General features: G+C 67.4%; 16 protein-coding genes and 1 tRNA gene. 13 read left to right on the top strand and 4 right to left on the bottom strand.

Annotated elements, in window-relative coordinates; all coding sequences use genetic code 11:
* Positions 1-94 precede the first annotated feature (94 nt).
* Positions 95-643, top strand: a complete 549-nt coding sequence (locus QZ755_RS13580) for a pseudouridine synthase (protein ID WP_294323844.1) — start codon at positions 95-97, stop codon at positions 641-643.
* Between the two features lie 269 nt (positions 644-912).
* On the opposite strand, the gene QZ755_RS13575 is transcribed toward QZ755_RS13580, so the two are convergent.
* A complete protein-coding gene (locus tag QZ755_RS13575) occupies positions 913-2,343 on the bottom strand; it encodes a sigma-54 dependent transcriptional regulator (protein WP_294323842.1) in 1,431 nt (476 codons plus the stop codon).
* Between the two features lie 190 nt (positions 2,344-2,533).
* Between QZ755_RS13575 and QZ755_RS13570 the strand changes: the two genes are divergently transcribed.
* From QZ755_RS13570 to QZ755_RS13540, 7 genes are all read left to right on the top strand, one after another.
* Positions 2,534-2,659 (top strand): aa3-type cytochrome c oxidase subunit IV, encoded by a 126-nt coding sequence (locus QZ755_RS13570; protein ID WP_082443386.1) that lies wholly within the window; start codon positions 2,534-2,536, stop codon positions 2,657-2,659.
* A 1-nt stretch (position 2,660) separates the two neighbouring features.
* Positions 2,661-3,788, top strand: a complete 1,128-nt coding sequence (locus QZ755_RS13565) for a Re/Si-specific NAD(P)(+) transhydrogenase subunit alpha (RefSeq protein ID WP_294323835.1) — start codon at positions 2,661-2,663, stop codon at positions 3,786-3,788.
* Positions 3,789-3,798: 10 nt separating this feature from the next.
* Complete coding sequence (locus QZ755_RS13560; protein ID WP_294323832.1) at positions 3,799-4,167, top strand: PH domain-containing protein; 369 nt, start codon at positions 3,799-3,801, stop codon at positions 4,165-4,167.
* Between the two features lie 197 nt (positions 4,168-4,364).
* Positions 4,365-4,724, top strand: a complete 360-nt coding sequence (locus QZ755_RS13555) for an endonuclease domain-containing protein (RefSeq protein WP_294323829.1) — start codon at positions 4,365-4,367, stop codon at positions 4,722-4,724.
* A 4-nt stretch (positions 4,725-4,728) separates the two neighbouring features.
* Positions 4,729-5,007, top strand: a complete 279-nt coding sequence (locus tag QZ755_RS13550) for an NAD(P) transhydrogenase subunit alpha (protein ID WP_055757824.1) — start codon at positions 4,729-4,731, stop codon at positions 5,005-5,007.
* A gap of 5 nt (positions 5,008-5,012) precedes the next feature.
* Positions 5,013-6,494, top strand: coding sequence for an NAD(P)(+) transhydrogenase (Re/Si-specific) subunit beta (locus QZ755_RS13545; protein ID WP_294323826.1), 1,482 nt, complete (start codon positions 5,013-5,015; stop codon positions 6,492-6,494).
* 104 nt (positions 6,495-6,598) lie between these two features.
* Positions 6,599-7,522 carry a hypothetical protein gene (locus QZ755_RS13540; RefSeq protein ID WP_294323823.1) on the top strand — a complete coding sequence of 308 codons (924 nt, stop codon included), beginning with the start codon at positions 6,599-6,601 and terminating at the stop codon, positions 7,520-7,522.
* A gap of 236 nt (positions 7,523-7,758) precedes the next feature.
* On the opposite strand, the gene QZ755_RS13535 is transcribed toward QZ755_RS13540, so the two are convergent.
* A tRNA-Val gene (locus QZ755_RS13535) sits at positions 7,759-7,834 on the bottom strand.
* Between the two features lie 99 nt (positions 7,835-7,933).
* On the bottom strand, positions 7,934-9,565 hold the full coding sequence (locus QZ755_RS13530) for a peptide MFS transporter (protein WP_294323820.1): 1,632 nt from the start codon (positions 9,563-9,565) through the stop codon (positions 7,934-7,936).
* A 157-nt stretch (positions 9,566-9,722) separates the two neighbouring features.
* Between QZ755_RS13530 and QZ755_RS13525 the strand changes: the two genes are divergently transcribed.
* The 3 genes from QZ755_RS13525 to QZ755_RS13515 all read left to right on the top strand — a co-directional run bounded on the left by QZ755_RS13525 (position 9,723) and on the right by QZ755_RS13515 (position 11,041).
* Complete coding sequence (locus QZ755_RS13525; protein ID WP_294323818.1) at positions 9,723-10,301, top strand: nitroreductase; 579 nt, start codon at positions 9,723-9,725, stop codon at positions 10,299-10,301.
* Positions 10,302-10,339: 38 nt separating this feature from the next.
* Positions 10,340-10,699, top strand: coding sequence for a GntR family transcriptional regulator (locus tag QZ755_RS13520; protein WP_294323816.1), 360 nt, complete (start codon positions 10,340-10,342; stop codon positions 10,697-10,699).
* A gap of 144 nt (positions 10,700-10,843) precedes the next feature.
* Positions 10,844-11,041, top strand: coding sequence for a hypothetical protein (locus tag QZ755_RS13515; RefSeq protein ID WP_294323813.1), 198 nt, complete (start codon positions 10,844-10,846; stop codon positions 11,039-11,041).
* Between the two features lie 57 nt (positions 11,042-11,098).
* Here QZ755_RS13515 and rsmI read toward each other — a convergent pair whose 3' ends face one another.
* Positions 11,099-11,935, bottom strand: coding sequence for a 16S rRNA (cytidine(1402)-2'-O)-methyltransferase (gene rsmI, locus QZ755_RS13510; RefSeq protein ID WP_294323900.1), 837 nt, complete (start codon positions 11,933-11,935; stop codon positions 11,099-11,101).
* A gap of 13 nt (positions 11,936-11,948) precedes the next feature.
* On the opposite strand from rsmI, the gene QZ755_RS13505 reads away from it, so the two are divergent.
* Both QZ755_RS13505 and QZ755_RS13500 read left to right on the top strand, forming a co-directional pair.
* Positions 11,949-13,142 carry a penicillin-binding protein activator gene (locus QZ755_RS13505; RefSeq protein WP_294323810.1) on the top strand — a complete coding sequence of 398 codons (1,194 nt, stop codon included), beginning with the start codon at positions 11,949-11,951 and terminating at the stop codon, positions 13,140-13,142.
* A 6-nt stretch (positions 13,143-13,148) separates the two neighbouring features.
* The gene (locus QZ755_RS13500; RefSeq protein WP_294323807.1) at positions 13,149-13,787 is read left to right on the top strand and encodes a DUF3601 domain-containing protein; all 639 of its coding nucleotides are present in this window, start codon (positions 13,149-13,151) and stop codon (positions 13,785-13,787) included.
* Positions 13,788-13,791: the final 4 nt, after the last annotated feature.

The following is a 13,791-nucleotide window of genomic DNA, read 5'->3' as shown; positions in this document are numbered from 1 at the left end:
GATGGTCGCGCTGGGCTATACGCAACGGACGGCCGACGGGGATAGCCGGTTCCATCTCCCTCGACAGCACGGGGCGGATCGCCGACAGGACGCCATGGCGAAACTGATCCTCCTCAACAAACCCTATGGCGTGCTGTCGCAATTCACCGATCGCGGCACGGAAGGCGCGCGGGCCACGCTGTCGGATCATGTCGCGGTGCCGGGCGTCTATCCCGCCGGGCGGCTGGACCGCGACAGCGAGGGGTTGTTGCTGCTGACCGATGACGGCGCATTGCAGGCGCGGATCGCCGATCCCCGCTTCAAGTTGCCCAAGACCTATCTGGTGCAGGTGGAGGGCGCCCCGGACGAAGCCGCGCTCGACCGATTGCGGCGCGGGGTTACGCTCAATGACGGCCCGACCCGCCCGGCGGAGGTGAGCGCGATCGACCCGCCCGCGCTATGGGAGCGGGTGCCGCCGGTGCGCTTTCGCAAATCGGTGCCCGATCACTGGCTGTCGATCACGATCCGCGAAGGGCGCAACCGGCAGGTGCGGCGGATGACGGCGGCGGTCGGCCTGCCAACGCTGCGACTGGTGCGCTGGCGGGTTGGGGCGTGGAGCGTCGAGGGGTTGGCGCCGGGCGCGTGGCGGGAAGTGGTGACCTGACGTAGCCGATCCGTATTCCCGCGCAGGCGGGGATCCAGGATTACAAAGCGCGACGCCCGTGGCTCTGGATCCCCGCCTGCGCGGGGATGCGGCCTGTTGCCGATCGAACCCAATGCTTCGTCACTCCCGCGAAGGCGGGAGTCCATAGATGCCGACGTCGCGGATCAAGTCGAGACCCCTGCGAAACGCCTCTCCTGTACCCCGGCCTTCGCCGGGGTACGGAGGTTTACAGGTGATCGGACGACGTTCGGATGGGAAGCGAAAAGTCCCTACGCCGCGTTCTGGTCGATCCCCAATTCCCCCAATTTCCGATACAGCGTCGACCGCCCGATCCCCAGCCGCCGGGCGACCTCGGTCATGCGGCCGCGATAATGGCCGATGGCGAGGCGGATGACATCGGCCTCGATTTCCTCCAGCGCGCGCAGATTGCCGTCGGGGCGGAACAGCGTCACGCCGCCGCCCAGGTCCTGGCGATGGATCGGCAACACCGGCTGCGGCGAGCCGCCGTCCGCGATCTGTGCGATTTCGGGGAAATCGGCACGGGTCAGCGCGTCACCGTCACACAGCACCGCCGCGCGGAACAGCGCGTTCTGCAACTGCCGCACGTTGCCCGGCCACGGATAGGTGCCGAGCAGCGCGATGGCGTCGTCGGTGATGCCCAGCGGCCTGAGGCCCGGCTGCTGCGCGATCCGCGCCATCAGGTGACGGGCGAGCGCGGGGATGTCGCCGATACGGTCGCGCAAGGGAGGGATCGTGACCTGTACGACGTTCAGCCGGTAATACAGGTCCTCGCGGAACCGCCCGGCTTCCACCTCCTGCGTCAGCGTCTTGTTGGTGGCGGCGACGACGCGGACGTCGACCTCGCGCGGGTGGCGCGCGCCGACCGGATGGATTTCGCCCGATTGCAGCACGCGCAGCAGCTTCACCTGCGTCTCGAACGGCATCTCGCCGATTTCGTCGAGGAACAACGTGCCGCCGTCCGCTTCCTGGAACCGGCCGATCTTGCGTTCGAACGCGCCGGTGAACGCGCCCTTCTCATGGCCGAACAGCTCGCTTTCAACCAGATTGGCAGGGAGGGCGCCGCAATTGACGCGCACCATCGGCTTGCGTGCGCGGGGGCTGGCGGCGTGGATCGCCTCGGCTACCACTTCCTTGCCGACGCCGCTTTCGCCCTCGATCAGCACCGGCACCCGCGCGCGCGCCGCCTTGGCCGCGATGGCCAGCGCGGCGCGGAATTGCGGGGCCGATCCCACGATCTCGTCGAATGCCAGCGTCATCGACAGTTTTTCGGTAAGCGGGCGCAGCTCGCCCCGCGTCGCGCCGCCCGCTGCCGCTTCCAGCGCGGTCAGCAGCCGTTCGGATGCGATCGGCTTGACCAGGAAATCGCTCGCGCCTGCACGCATTGCCGCCACCGCGCCCGCGACCGATTCATTGGCGGTGAGCAGCAGGATCGGTAGCGTCGGGCGATTGCGGCGTAATTCGGCGATCAGCGCGGTCGCATCGGCATCCGGCGACCAATGGTCGAGCAGCACCGCATCCAGCGCCATGCCATCGGGCGTACCGAGCATTGCCAGCGCGGTCTCGCCATCGCGGGCAAACAGCGTGCGCCACCCGCGACGCCCCGCAATCGCCCCGACCAGCCGGCGCTGGGCCGGTTCGTCGTCGATCACCATCAACAGCCTTTGCCCGTCGCGCGTCATATGCTGTCCATGTGTCCCTATCGTCCCGTAACGGCGCAACCATGCGCTATCGTTCGTAAAATTCGGCTTAAGCCGATCGGGCCGATTGTTTTTGCGCACCCGTAACGATCATCGCGTCCGCACGGGGTTGGCGGGCTGCCAGAGGCGCGCTACGCTCTCGATCAAGAATAACGGATCGAGAGGACATCCGATGGCAGCCGAAGGCCACACGCCCGCCCATGCCGGGACGTACACCAGCTTCCTGCGCTGGTTCACCTGGGGCGCGGTGGTCTGTGCCGCGCTGGCCGCGCTGGTCATCTATCTGATCGCGGGCTGACGTGAAGCTCGCGCTGCTTGCCGAACAGGCCGCCGGCGAACGCCGGGTCGCTGCGACGCCGGAAACAGTGAAGAAGTTGATCGGCCTCGGGGCCGAGGTCGCGGTAGAGGCGGGGGCGGGAGCAGGGGCGTCGATCGACGATGCCGCCTATGCCGCCGCCGGGGCGCATGTCGGGAACCGGGCGCAGGTGCTGGCCGATGCCGACATCCTGCTGGGCGTGACGGCGCCCGCACCCGACAGCCTGTCCGGTGCGAAGCCGGGCGCGTGGCTGTTGGGCGCGCTCAATCCGTTCGGCGACCGTGCGCGGATCGACGGCTATGCCGCGCTGGGGCTGGAGGCGCTGGCGATGGAATGGATGCCGCGCATCACCCGCGCCCAGTCGATGGACATATTGTCGTCGCAGGCGAACCTGGCGGGGTACAAGGCGGTGCTGGACGCGGCGGCCGAATATGGCCGCGCCTTCCCCATGATGATGACCGCTGCCGGCACGATCAGCGCGGCGCGCGTGTTCGTCATGGGCGTCGGCGTCGCGGGGCTGCAGGCGATCGCGACCGCCCGGCGGCTGGGGGCGCAGGTCAGCGCGACCGACGTGCGATCGGCGACGAAGGAACAGATTCTGTCGCTGGGCGCCAAGCCGATCTTCGTCGAGAAGGTGGCGGGGATCGAGGGCGAGGGTGCGGGCGGCTATGCCGGCGAGATGAGCGCGGAATATCAGGCGGCCCAGGCCGAACTCGTGTCGGCACACATCGCGAAACAGGACATCGTCATCACGACCGCGCTGATTCCGGGCAGGCCCGCTCCCCGGTTGGTCAGCGACGCACAGGTCTCCTCGATGCGGCCGGGCAGCGTCATCGTCGATCTCGCGGTCGAACAGGGTGGCAATGTCGAAGGCGCGGTCGCGGGCGACGTGGTGGAGCGGCACGGCGTAAAGATCGTCGGCCACCGCAATGTCCCCAGCCGGCTGGCCGCCGACGCATCGGCGCTGTTCGCGCGCAACCTGTACAATTTCCTGTCGGCCTATTGGGACAAGGAAGCCGGCCGCCCGGTCCTGCCCGCCGATGACGAGGTAACGCAGGCGATCCGCCTGACGCAGAACGGGCAGGTCGTGTCGTCGCGCCTGATCGCTTGAAGGGGGAACTATGGGTCTGTTCAGCAGCCACGAGGTCGATCCGGCCGAAATCCACGAGAAATACGGCCACGCGCTGATCTCGGGGGAAGAGGTGCTGACCGCGTTCCGGTCGCTGCGCGACACCGCATTCCTGACCAACCTGCGCTTCGTGCTGGTCGATGTGCAGGGCATCACCGGTTCCAAGATCGCGTTCCGCAGCGTGCCGTACCGCTCGATCACCAACTTTTCGGTCGAGAGCGCGGGCACCTTCGACCTCGACAGCGACCTGCATCTGTGGGTCACCGGACAGGCAACGCCGATGGTGCTGAAGGTCAGCCGCAACGCCGACCCCGCCGCGATCCAGCGGTTGCTGGCGGAACTGGTGCTGGGGAAACGGTGAGGGGAGTGGCCGCCCTTTTCCTCACTGGCACGGGGAGGGAGACCGGCGCAGCCGGTGGAGGGGGGCTTCCGCGCGTGGCGCGGCCGGAGGTGGCGATAGCTTCAAATCCTCCCCATGCTCCGCATGGGGGGGGGGACCACGCGCAGCGTGGTGGAGGGGCTTTGACGGTCCGACAAGCGCGACGCCTGCGGCGCGCAATGAGCTTGCCTGAAGTGCTGCTGTGGCAACGCCTGCGGCTCGAACCCTGTGGCCTGAAGTTCCGGCGACAGCATCCGATCTTGAACTACGTCCTCGACTTTTATTGCGCGCGAGCTAGGCTGGCGGTTGAGATCGACGGCGAGGCCCATGATCGGGGGACCCGCCCTGCGCGCGACGCCGAGCGGGACGCTGTCCTCGCTGCGCACGGCCTGACCATTCTCCGCGTCCCTGCCCGTGACGTGCTAGCCGACCCTGGTGTCGTGGCCGAAGCGATCGCCGAAACCGCGCTGCCCCTCCACCCCCGGCTGCGCCGGCGGTCCCCCTCCCCAAGCGTGCTTGGGGAGGATCTTGAAGGATAACCCGATGGACTTCCTCTCGATCCTGTCGATCTTCGTCCTCGCCTGCTTCGTCGGCTATTATGTCGTCTGGTCGGTGACGCCCGCGCTGCACACGCCGTTGATGGCGGTGACCAACGCGATCTCCTCGGTCATCATCGTCGGTGCGCTGATCGCCGCCGCTGCCGCGGGCGTGCCGGGGGCGAAGTGGCTCGGGCTGCTGGGTGTCGTGCTGGCCAGCATCAACATCTTCGGCGGGTTTGCCGTCACTGAGCGGATGCTCGCCATGTACAAGAAGAAGGGGTGAGCGCGATGCACGAGGCCGCACCGGTCAATCCATGGGTCGCCTTCGCCTATCTGGTGGCGGGAGTCTGCTTCATCCTGGCGCTGCGCGGCCTGTCGTCACCCGCCACCAGCCGGCGGGGCAATCGGCTGGGCATGATCGGCATGGGGATCGCGGTGCTGACCACGATCTTCACGCACCTGCCGGTGGACCCCAACGGGATCGGGCGAACCCTGCTGGAACTCGATACGGTAACCTTGTTCGAAATCCTCGCCGCCATCGCTATCGGTGCCATCATCGGCCTGACCACCGCGAGACGCATCGCGATGACCGCGATGCCGCAGCTGGTCGCGGCCTTCCACTCGCTGGTCGGTCTGGCCGCCGTGCTGGTCGGAATCGCCGCCTACCTGAACCCGCAGGCGTTCGGCATCGCATCGCTGGTCGTCCCGATGATCGGCGAGCCGTTCGCGGTCATCAACCCCGTCAGCAAGGTCGAGATGGGCCTGGGCGTCGCGATCGGCGCTATCACCTTTTCGGGATCGGTCATCGCCTTCCTGAAACTGAACGGCTCGATGTCGGGCAAGCCGATCCTGCTGCCCGGCCGCCACGTCATCAACCTCGCCACGCTGGCGGCGATCCTGCTGCTGGTCGCGCAGTTCGCGCATACGCAGGATAGCTGGCCGTTCTGGGCGGTCGTCGTGCTGTCGTTCGCGATCGGGTTCCTGCTGATCATCCCGATCGGCGGGGCGGACATGCCGGTCGTCGTGTCGATGCTCAACAGCTATTCGGGCTGGGCGGCGGCGGCGATGGGTTTCACGCTCGGCAATACCGCGATGATCATCACCGGCGCGCTGGTCGGGTCGTCGGGCGCGATCCTCAGCTACATCATGTGCCGTGCGATGAACCGCAGCTTCATCAGCGTGATCGCCGGCGGCTTCGGCGCGACCGACAGCGGCGGGGGCGGGGCGGCAGCGATCGACCGGCCGTGGAAGCGTGGGTCGGCCGAGGACGCCGCCTTCCTGATGCAGCAGGCCGAACAGGTCATCATCGTTCCCGGATACGGCATGGCGGTGGCACAGGCGCAACATGCCCTGCGCGAAATGGGCGACAAGCTGAAGGAACACGGCGTCCGCGTGAAATACGCGATCCACCCGGTTGCGGGCCGGATGCCGGGGCATATGAACGTCCTGCTCGCCGAAGCGAACGTACCCTATGACGACGTGTTCGAGCTGGAGGACATCAACTCTGAATTTGCGCAGACCGACGTCGCCTTCGTCATAGGTGCCAATGACGTGACCAACCCGGCGGCCAAGACCGACAAGACCTCGCCGATCTACGGAATGCCGGTCCTCGACGTCGAAAAGGCGAAGACGGTGCTGTTCATCAAGCGGTCGATGGGCGGCGTCGGCTATGCCGGGGTCGATAACGAAGTCTTCTACCGCGACAACACGATGATGCTGCTGGCGGACGCCAAGAAGATGGTCGAGGAAATCGTCAAGTCGATGGATTAGCGCGCCATCGGCCTGCGCTCGTCGCATATCGTCGGCGCAAAGGCTCGCCAACGTCGCCCGTCCGTCCTACGGACCCCTGTATACGGTGGTGACAGGGGGACAGGTTGACGGATTTCGAAGGGTTTGGCGGGCAGGCGGTGCGACGGGCGATCATCGTCGCGGACGATCGGATCGCAGGCGATGATGCGGCGGTCGCGGCGCGGGCGGCCGGGGTGGCGATCGGTGACACGATCGGCTTTGCCGGGATCGCCGATGCCATCGACGCCCTTCCCCATGCCGACCTGCTACTGGTCGAGGCGACAGGCGTCGACCTGTCCACGCTCGATCACGCGCTGCCGCTGCTTGCCCGGCGCGCGCAGCAGGACCGCGCGCAGATCGTGATCGCCTTTCCGCTCGACGCGCTCGACATGGTGTCGCTGCACCTGCTCGGCGGTCCCGCGATCCTGCTATGCGATGCGCGGCCAGAAGAACGGGTCGCCGCCATCGCGCTGAGCGCCGGTGCCGGCCAAGTCGTGCAGGCTTCCGAGCGCGATGCCGAACGGCTGCGGCGGCTGAATGCCGAGATCGCTCGTATCGCCGAGGCGTTGCTGAAGCTCAGCCGCGACGGCACCGGTGGCGACGGTGTGCGCGACCGGGGAGCGGACTTCGTCGCACCCCCCGCCGATGATACGGCCGCAGTCGAGATCACCGCGGCGACCGTGCGCGGGGCGATCCGCACCCGCCGGTTGCGCGATCAGGTCTTTGCCGACGGCCTGTTCGCCGATCCCGCATGGGATATGCTGCTCGACCTGTTCGCCGCGCGGCTGGAGGGGCTGACGGTATCGGTGTCGAGCCTGTGCATCGCCGCTGCCGTGCCGCCGACCACGGCACTCCGCTGGATCACGGTGATGACCGATGCCGGGCTGCTGATCCGCCGCGAAGACCCCAGCGACCGTCGTCGCGCCTTCATCGCCCTTACCGCACGCGCCGTGACGGGGATGGAGCGCTATGGCCAGGCGGTGGCGAAGGCCGGACTGGGCTGGGCGTAGGGACGGGGGCGGCGGTAAGCCGACACGCCTTGTCGCGTACGTCGCCCCGGCGAATGCCGGGGCGTCCCGGTGGGTCGGCGCGTCGTTCGCTCAGGATGTTTTGCGGCAGGCGGCGGTCGCCGCGCCCGCCCACGCCGTCAGTCGTGGCGAAGCCACGCCTTATGGCGTGGACTTCGACCCGCTGGCCGCGCTTGCGCTATCATGTGCTGCTTGCAGCACATCGTTGCGCTGCGCGGTGGTGGGCGCTGACGGGCTCGAACCGCCGACCCTCTCGGTGTAAACGAGATGCTCTACCAACTGAGCTAAGCGCCCCCTGATCGGGAGAGGTGCGGCATACCGCGGTTTGCGCCAGTTGCAATACCAGATTTGCAGCGTCGGCAGGCGGATCGCAGATCCGCCCGCCCGGACGGCTTATTTCTCTTCCTTCCACACATCGACGCCCGCCGCCTTCGGCTCGCCGATTTCGGCCTGGCCCGCCAGGCTGTGGTCGGCTTCGTCGACCAGCGTGTCGAGGTGCATCCACCGCTTCACGATCGGGGACAGCAGCAGCACGACGACACCGATGCCGATCGTCCACCACCCGATGCTGTTATAGACCGAAAGCGTGCCTTCCTTGGTCATTTCGCCGTCATGGCCGCCAGTTGCCTCGCCGATCTTGCCCGCGACGAAATTGCCGACCGCCGTCATGTAGAACCACGCGCCCATGATGAGCGACGCAAGGTGTTTGGGTGCCAGCCGGTTCATCGCCGACAGGCCGACCGGCGACAGGCACAGCTCGCCGGTGGTCTGGAAGAAATAGATCAGGAAGACGAACAGTACCGGCGTCGCGATTTCCGGGCCGACCGTCTTGGCGCCCCACACGAACACCAGGAACGAGAAACCGACCTGCAGCAGCGCCAGCGCGAACTTGGCCGGGGCCGAGGGTTCGAGGTTGCGCTTGGCCAGCGCCACCCACAGTGCCGCAAAGATCGGGCCGAGCAGCACGATGTAGATCGCGTTGATCGACTGGAATAGCGATGCGGGCACGCCGCCGCGATCGACGAAGCGGTCGGTATAAAGGTTCAGCGACCCGCCCGCCTGTTCGAACAGGCCCCAGAAGACCGGGTTCAGCGCGATCAGGAACAGGATGGCGAACATCCGTTCGCGCGGTTCTTTGGGCAGCTTGAACGATTCGAACAGGACGTAGCCGAGCAATGCGACGCCAGAGATGATGAGCAGCGTCTCGATCACCGACTGATACTGGATCAATGCCCAGATCACGCCGATCGACGCGACGCCAAGGCCGTACAGCCCCCATTCGGTCGCCTTGGTCAGCGGGCGCGGAGCCTCGCCCTGGCCCTTCAGCAGCGGTTTGCCGAGCACGAACACGACCAGGCCGAGCAACATGCCGATGCCCGCCGCGCCGAAGCCGTACGCCCAGCCATAGGTTTCGCCGAGGAAACCGGCAAAGATCACGCCCAGCGCCGCGCCGACGTTAATCCCGACATAGAAGATGGTGTAGGCCCCGTCGCGGCGCAGGTCGGTGCGGCTGTAGAGCTGCCCGACGATCACCGAGATGTTGGCCTTCAGGAAGCCCGACCCGACGATGATGCAGGCGAGCGCCGCCCAGAACACGTTGATCGCGGGATCGGCCTGCTTGACGATCGGATCGGTGATCCCGGTCTGCCCCTCGAACGCCATCAGCAGGTGGCCGATGGTCAGGATCAACGCACCGAACAGCACCGCCTTGCGCTGCCCCAGATAGCGGTCGGCGAGATAGCCGCCGAGGACGGGCGTGATGTACACCAGCGAGGTGTACGCGCCGTAGATCAGGTTGGATTCCCCGTCGCCGAACAGCCAGTGCTTCGTCAGGTAGAAGATCAGGAGCGCCCGCATCCCGTAATAGGAAAAGCGTTCCCACATCTCGGCGAAGAACAGGACGTACAGCCCCTTGGGGTGGCCGGCGAATTCTTCGCCTTTGCTGGCAGCGGCAACGCCGCCCAGCACGAGCAGCAGGATCAGGAACCCCGCCGCGATCGATGGAATGATGGGTAGGCCGAACAAGGATGCATCCCCTGGAAAAAACTGGCGCGCCCGGCCCCTTGGCGGGCGGTGCGCGCGGATCGAACGAGCCTAACGGCGAAAATCGCGATGCCAAGCCGGATTGTTGCGATTGCGACGATGCTTGGCGTGGAAGGCCCCTGCGCCTACATCGCCGCCCATGACCTTCAACGACCGTTCTTCGCTGCTCGACTATCTCCGGACCCGTCGTTCGGGCAAGCCGCGCGACATGGTGGCGCCGGGGCCAAGCGATGCCAAGATCGACGCGATGATCGCCATCGCCGCGCGCACGCCCGACCATGGCAAGCTCGCCCCATGGCGCTTCGTCGTCGTGCCCGCGGACAAGCGCGCGGCATTTGCGGCGCTGTTGCGGCGGGCGCAGGCGGTGGAAAACCCGCAGGCGACCGAGGCGCAATTGGAGGCGTCGGACCGCTTTGCAAACGAGGGCGAGGCGCTGGTCGTCGTGCTGTCCGCGCCGGTCGACAGCCACATCCCGCGCTGGGAACAGGAATTGTCGGCGGGTGCGGCGACGATGAACCTGCTCCACGCCGCGCACGCCATGGGCTATGTCGCCAGCTGGCTGACCGGCTGGGCGGCGTTCAGCGACACGGTGCGCGACGCGTTCGGGGGCGCTGGTGACCGCATCGCCGGGTTCGTCTTCATCGGATCGCCCGGCCGTCCGCTCGACGAACGGCCGCGTCCCGATCTGGCGCGGATCGGTACGCGGTGGGGCGGGTGAGGGTTGGACATCCTCGCCGCTTGCTGTATTAAGTCAGCATGACAGCGATCGATCACGAAGACACGCCCGTATATCTTCGCCTGCGCGCGCTGATCGCCGCTGCGATCCTGCGCGGGGACTATCGCGCCGGGGACCAGCTTCCGTCGGTCCGGGCCTTTGCCGCCGAACATGGTGCGAACCCGCTGACCGTGGCCAAGGCGTACCAGACATTTCAGGACGATGGCTATGTCGAGGTGCGGCGCGGCGTCGGCATGTTCGTGTTGCCGGGCGCGGTCGAACGGTTGCGCCTCGCCGAGCGCGAGCGGTTCCTGACAGGGCACTGGCCACGGATTCGGGCGCATATCGACCTGCTGGGTCTTGACGCGACCACCTTGTTGGACGAACGCGCGCCGGCCTGACCCGGAACTGCGGCGGACCGGTGGCGGGCATCGCCCCGTGCCGCTTGCAGTCTGGAACCTTTCGTGTCCTCGTCGGTCTTTGGTACCCTCCGCAACGGAACCGTGGCGCGGTGGTGGCGTTCCCTTATCAACAGGGAGATTGCCGTGGAACGACCCGTCCTGATGCCGACCCGCGTACCCCTTTACGCGCTGCATGGGCGCAACAGCTGTCCGAGTTGCGGGGCATCGCAGTGGTTCGTCGGACGGATCATCGCAGAATGCGCCTGTTGCGGCGATACGCTGCCGATCAACCATGCGGTTCGCCCGACACAGATGACGGCGCTGCGCAACATCGCCGCCTGAGATTTCCGGTCCGACGTCGCCCCGGCCCGTGCTGGGCGGGCGATTTCGAGGTACGGCTCAATCGCCCTTCATCGCCATCGCCCGCGCATATAGTTCGCGCCGGTCCAGCCCCAGCGCCTTCGCGACTTCCCCTGCCGCCTTCGACGCGGGCAACCGGGTCAGCGCCTCGCGCAGCGCGCTGTCGGCGTCATCCTGCGTCGCGGGCGGCGGTGCGCCCGGCGGGGCCACGACGATCACGATCTCTCCCTTTGGCGGCGCATCGGCATAGCGTTCGGCCAGTGCGGACAAGGTGCCGGTCACGCATTCCTCGAACCGCTTGGTAATTTCGCGCGCCACGCCGCAGTCACGATCCCCCATCCCCTCGGCCAGCGCGGCCAGCGTCGCCGACAACCGCTGTCCGCTTTCGTAGAACACCAGCGTCGCGCGGATGCCGGCGACCTCGGCAATGGCATCGGCGCGGGCGTGCGCCTTGGACGGCAGGAAGCCGGCGAACAGGAACCGGTCGGTCGGCAGGCCCGCCAGCGTCAGCGCCGCGATCGCCGCGCACGGGCCGGGGATGGTCACGACCGCATGGCCCGCCGCCCGCGCATCGCGCACCAGCTTGTACCCCGGATCGGAAATCAGCGGTGTTCCGGCATCCGACACCAGTGCCACTGCTTCGCTCGCCATCCGCGCGATCAGCCCGGGGCGCATCCCTTCGGCATTGTGGTCGTGATACGGGATCATCGGCCGCTTGACCCCGATATGGCGCAGCAGCCCGGCGGTGACCCGGCTGTCCTCCACCGCGATCACGTCGGCGCGCGATAAAATATCGGCGGCACGGATAGTTAGGTCAGCGAGATTGCCGATGGGGGTCGCGACGATGTAGAGGCCGGGGGCAAGTTTTTCGGTCATCAGGGGGAGGTCCATGGCAGACACGATAGCGCCACGGCAATGGCGGCACCACATCGGGCGCGCCGCGGCGCTGATCGGCGCGGCATTGCTGGCAGGGTGCGCGACCCTCGTGCCCAAGGGGCCGGTCGAACAGGCGCCGCCCACCACCACCCGACCGCAGCCGACCCGACCCGGCCCGGTGACCGGCGGCATCCCGGAGGATAATCAGCGCCACCGCGTCGCGCTGCTCGTGCCGCTGACCGGCCCGAATGGCGGCGTCGGCCGCTCGATCGCCAATGCGACGCAGCTGGCGCTGCTCGACACGCGCAGCGAACGGGTGCGAATCACCACTTACGACACTGCGCTTGGTGCCGCCGCAGCAGCACAGCGCGCGATTGCGGAGGGTAACCGCCTGATCCTCGGCCCGCTGCTCGCCGACGACGTGCGCGCGGTCGCGCCGATCGCGCGCGGGGCCAAGGTGCCGGTCATCAGCTATTCGAACGACGTGTCGGTGGCGGGGAACGGTGCCTATCTGCTGGGCTATACCCCGGCCCAGTCGATCGATCGTGTGGTCGGCTATGCCCGCACCAACGGCATGACCCAGTTTGCCGGCCTCGTTCCCGCCGGCGTCTATGGTCAGCGCGCCTCGACCAGTTTCCTGCGCGCGGTCGAACAGGCGGGCGGGCAGGTCGTCTCGATCCAGACCTATGCGCGGGGCGGCATTGCCGCCGCCGTCGCCAGGCTGCCGAAGACCTCGCCCTATGAAGCGATCCTGATCGCCGATCAGGCGGGGCAGGCCGCGCTGGCGGTCCCCGCGATCCGCCGTACGACCAGCCGCTCGGCCAAGGTGCTGGGCACCGAGCTGTGGAATACCGAAACCGGCCTCGGATCGATGCCGGCGCTGAACGGTGCGTGGTATGCCAGCGTGTCGAACAGCCTCTATCGCCAGTTCGCGACCAAGTACCGCGCGCGCTTCAACGCCGCGCCGTACCGCCTGTCGAGCCTCGGCTATGATTCGGTGCTGCTGACGGTGCGCATCGCCCGTGACTGGACGATCGGCCGCGACTTTCCCGAGAGCCGGTTGCGTGCCGAGGACGGCTTTGCCGGGCTGGACGGTGCCTTCCGCTTCGGCCGCGACGGCGTGGCCGAACGCGCGCTGGAAGTGCAGGAGGTGCGGGCAGGGGGTGCCGTGACGGTCAGCCCTGCGGCGCGGACGTTCGGGGAGTAGCGGGTGATGTTCGGATGGTTCGGCAAGCGTGACCGTCCGAAGCCCTATCGCTTTCTGCGGCCCGGCCGGCTGCATCGGGTGGTCAAAGTATTTGCAGACCATGATGGCGTGATCCATCCGTCCGGCGAAACCTGGACCTTCCTGCGCTACGACGCCCTTTCGGACGAAAACGGCGTATCATGGTTCGTTGCGACACCCGATGGGCTGCAGCGGCAGATTCGGTTGCAACGCCGGCCCTATGGCGAGCACGGCGTCCTGGAATATCTGGACGATCATGTCCTGCCAGCCGCCCGGCCGCGTGAGGATTGGCCGCTACTGGTAACGCGGGACAGCGTCTGCATGGCCGACGATGTGGACGCGCCGCACGCCGGGGTAGTCGACGTACCCCGCGATGCCGATGCGGCGACGGTTGCGCGGATACTGTTGTCAAGCGGCCATCTCGCCAGCGTCGTAGGCGGGGCAACTTGGTCGATCACCATGGGTCAAGACCGCGCAGTCTTTGGCGACCGCTGGGCGATGCGGTTCGTGCGTGCTGTCGGCCCCGATCCGCTGACGGTGCGGGCCGATGCCTTCGAACGGCTCAATGTCCGTTACTGGCAGCAACGCGACGCGAAGGCGGTCATTGAGCAACTGACCGGCGGTTAGGCCG

Source organism: uncultured Sphingomonas sp. (genome assembly GCF_913776855.1).
Lineage (GTDB): Bacteria > Pseudomonadota > Alphaproteobacteria > Sphingomonadales > Sphingomonadaceae > Sphingomonas.
Note: the sequence above shows the minus strand (reverse complement) of the source record. Positions and strands in the feature narration are given on the sequence as shown.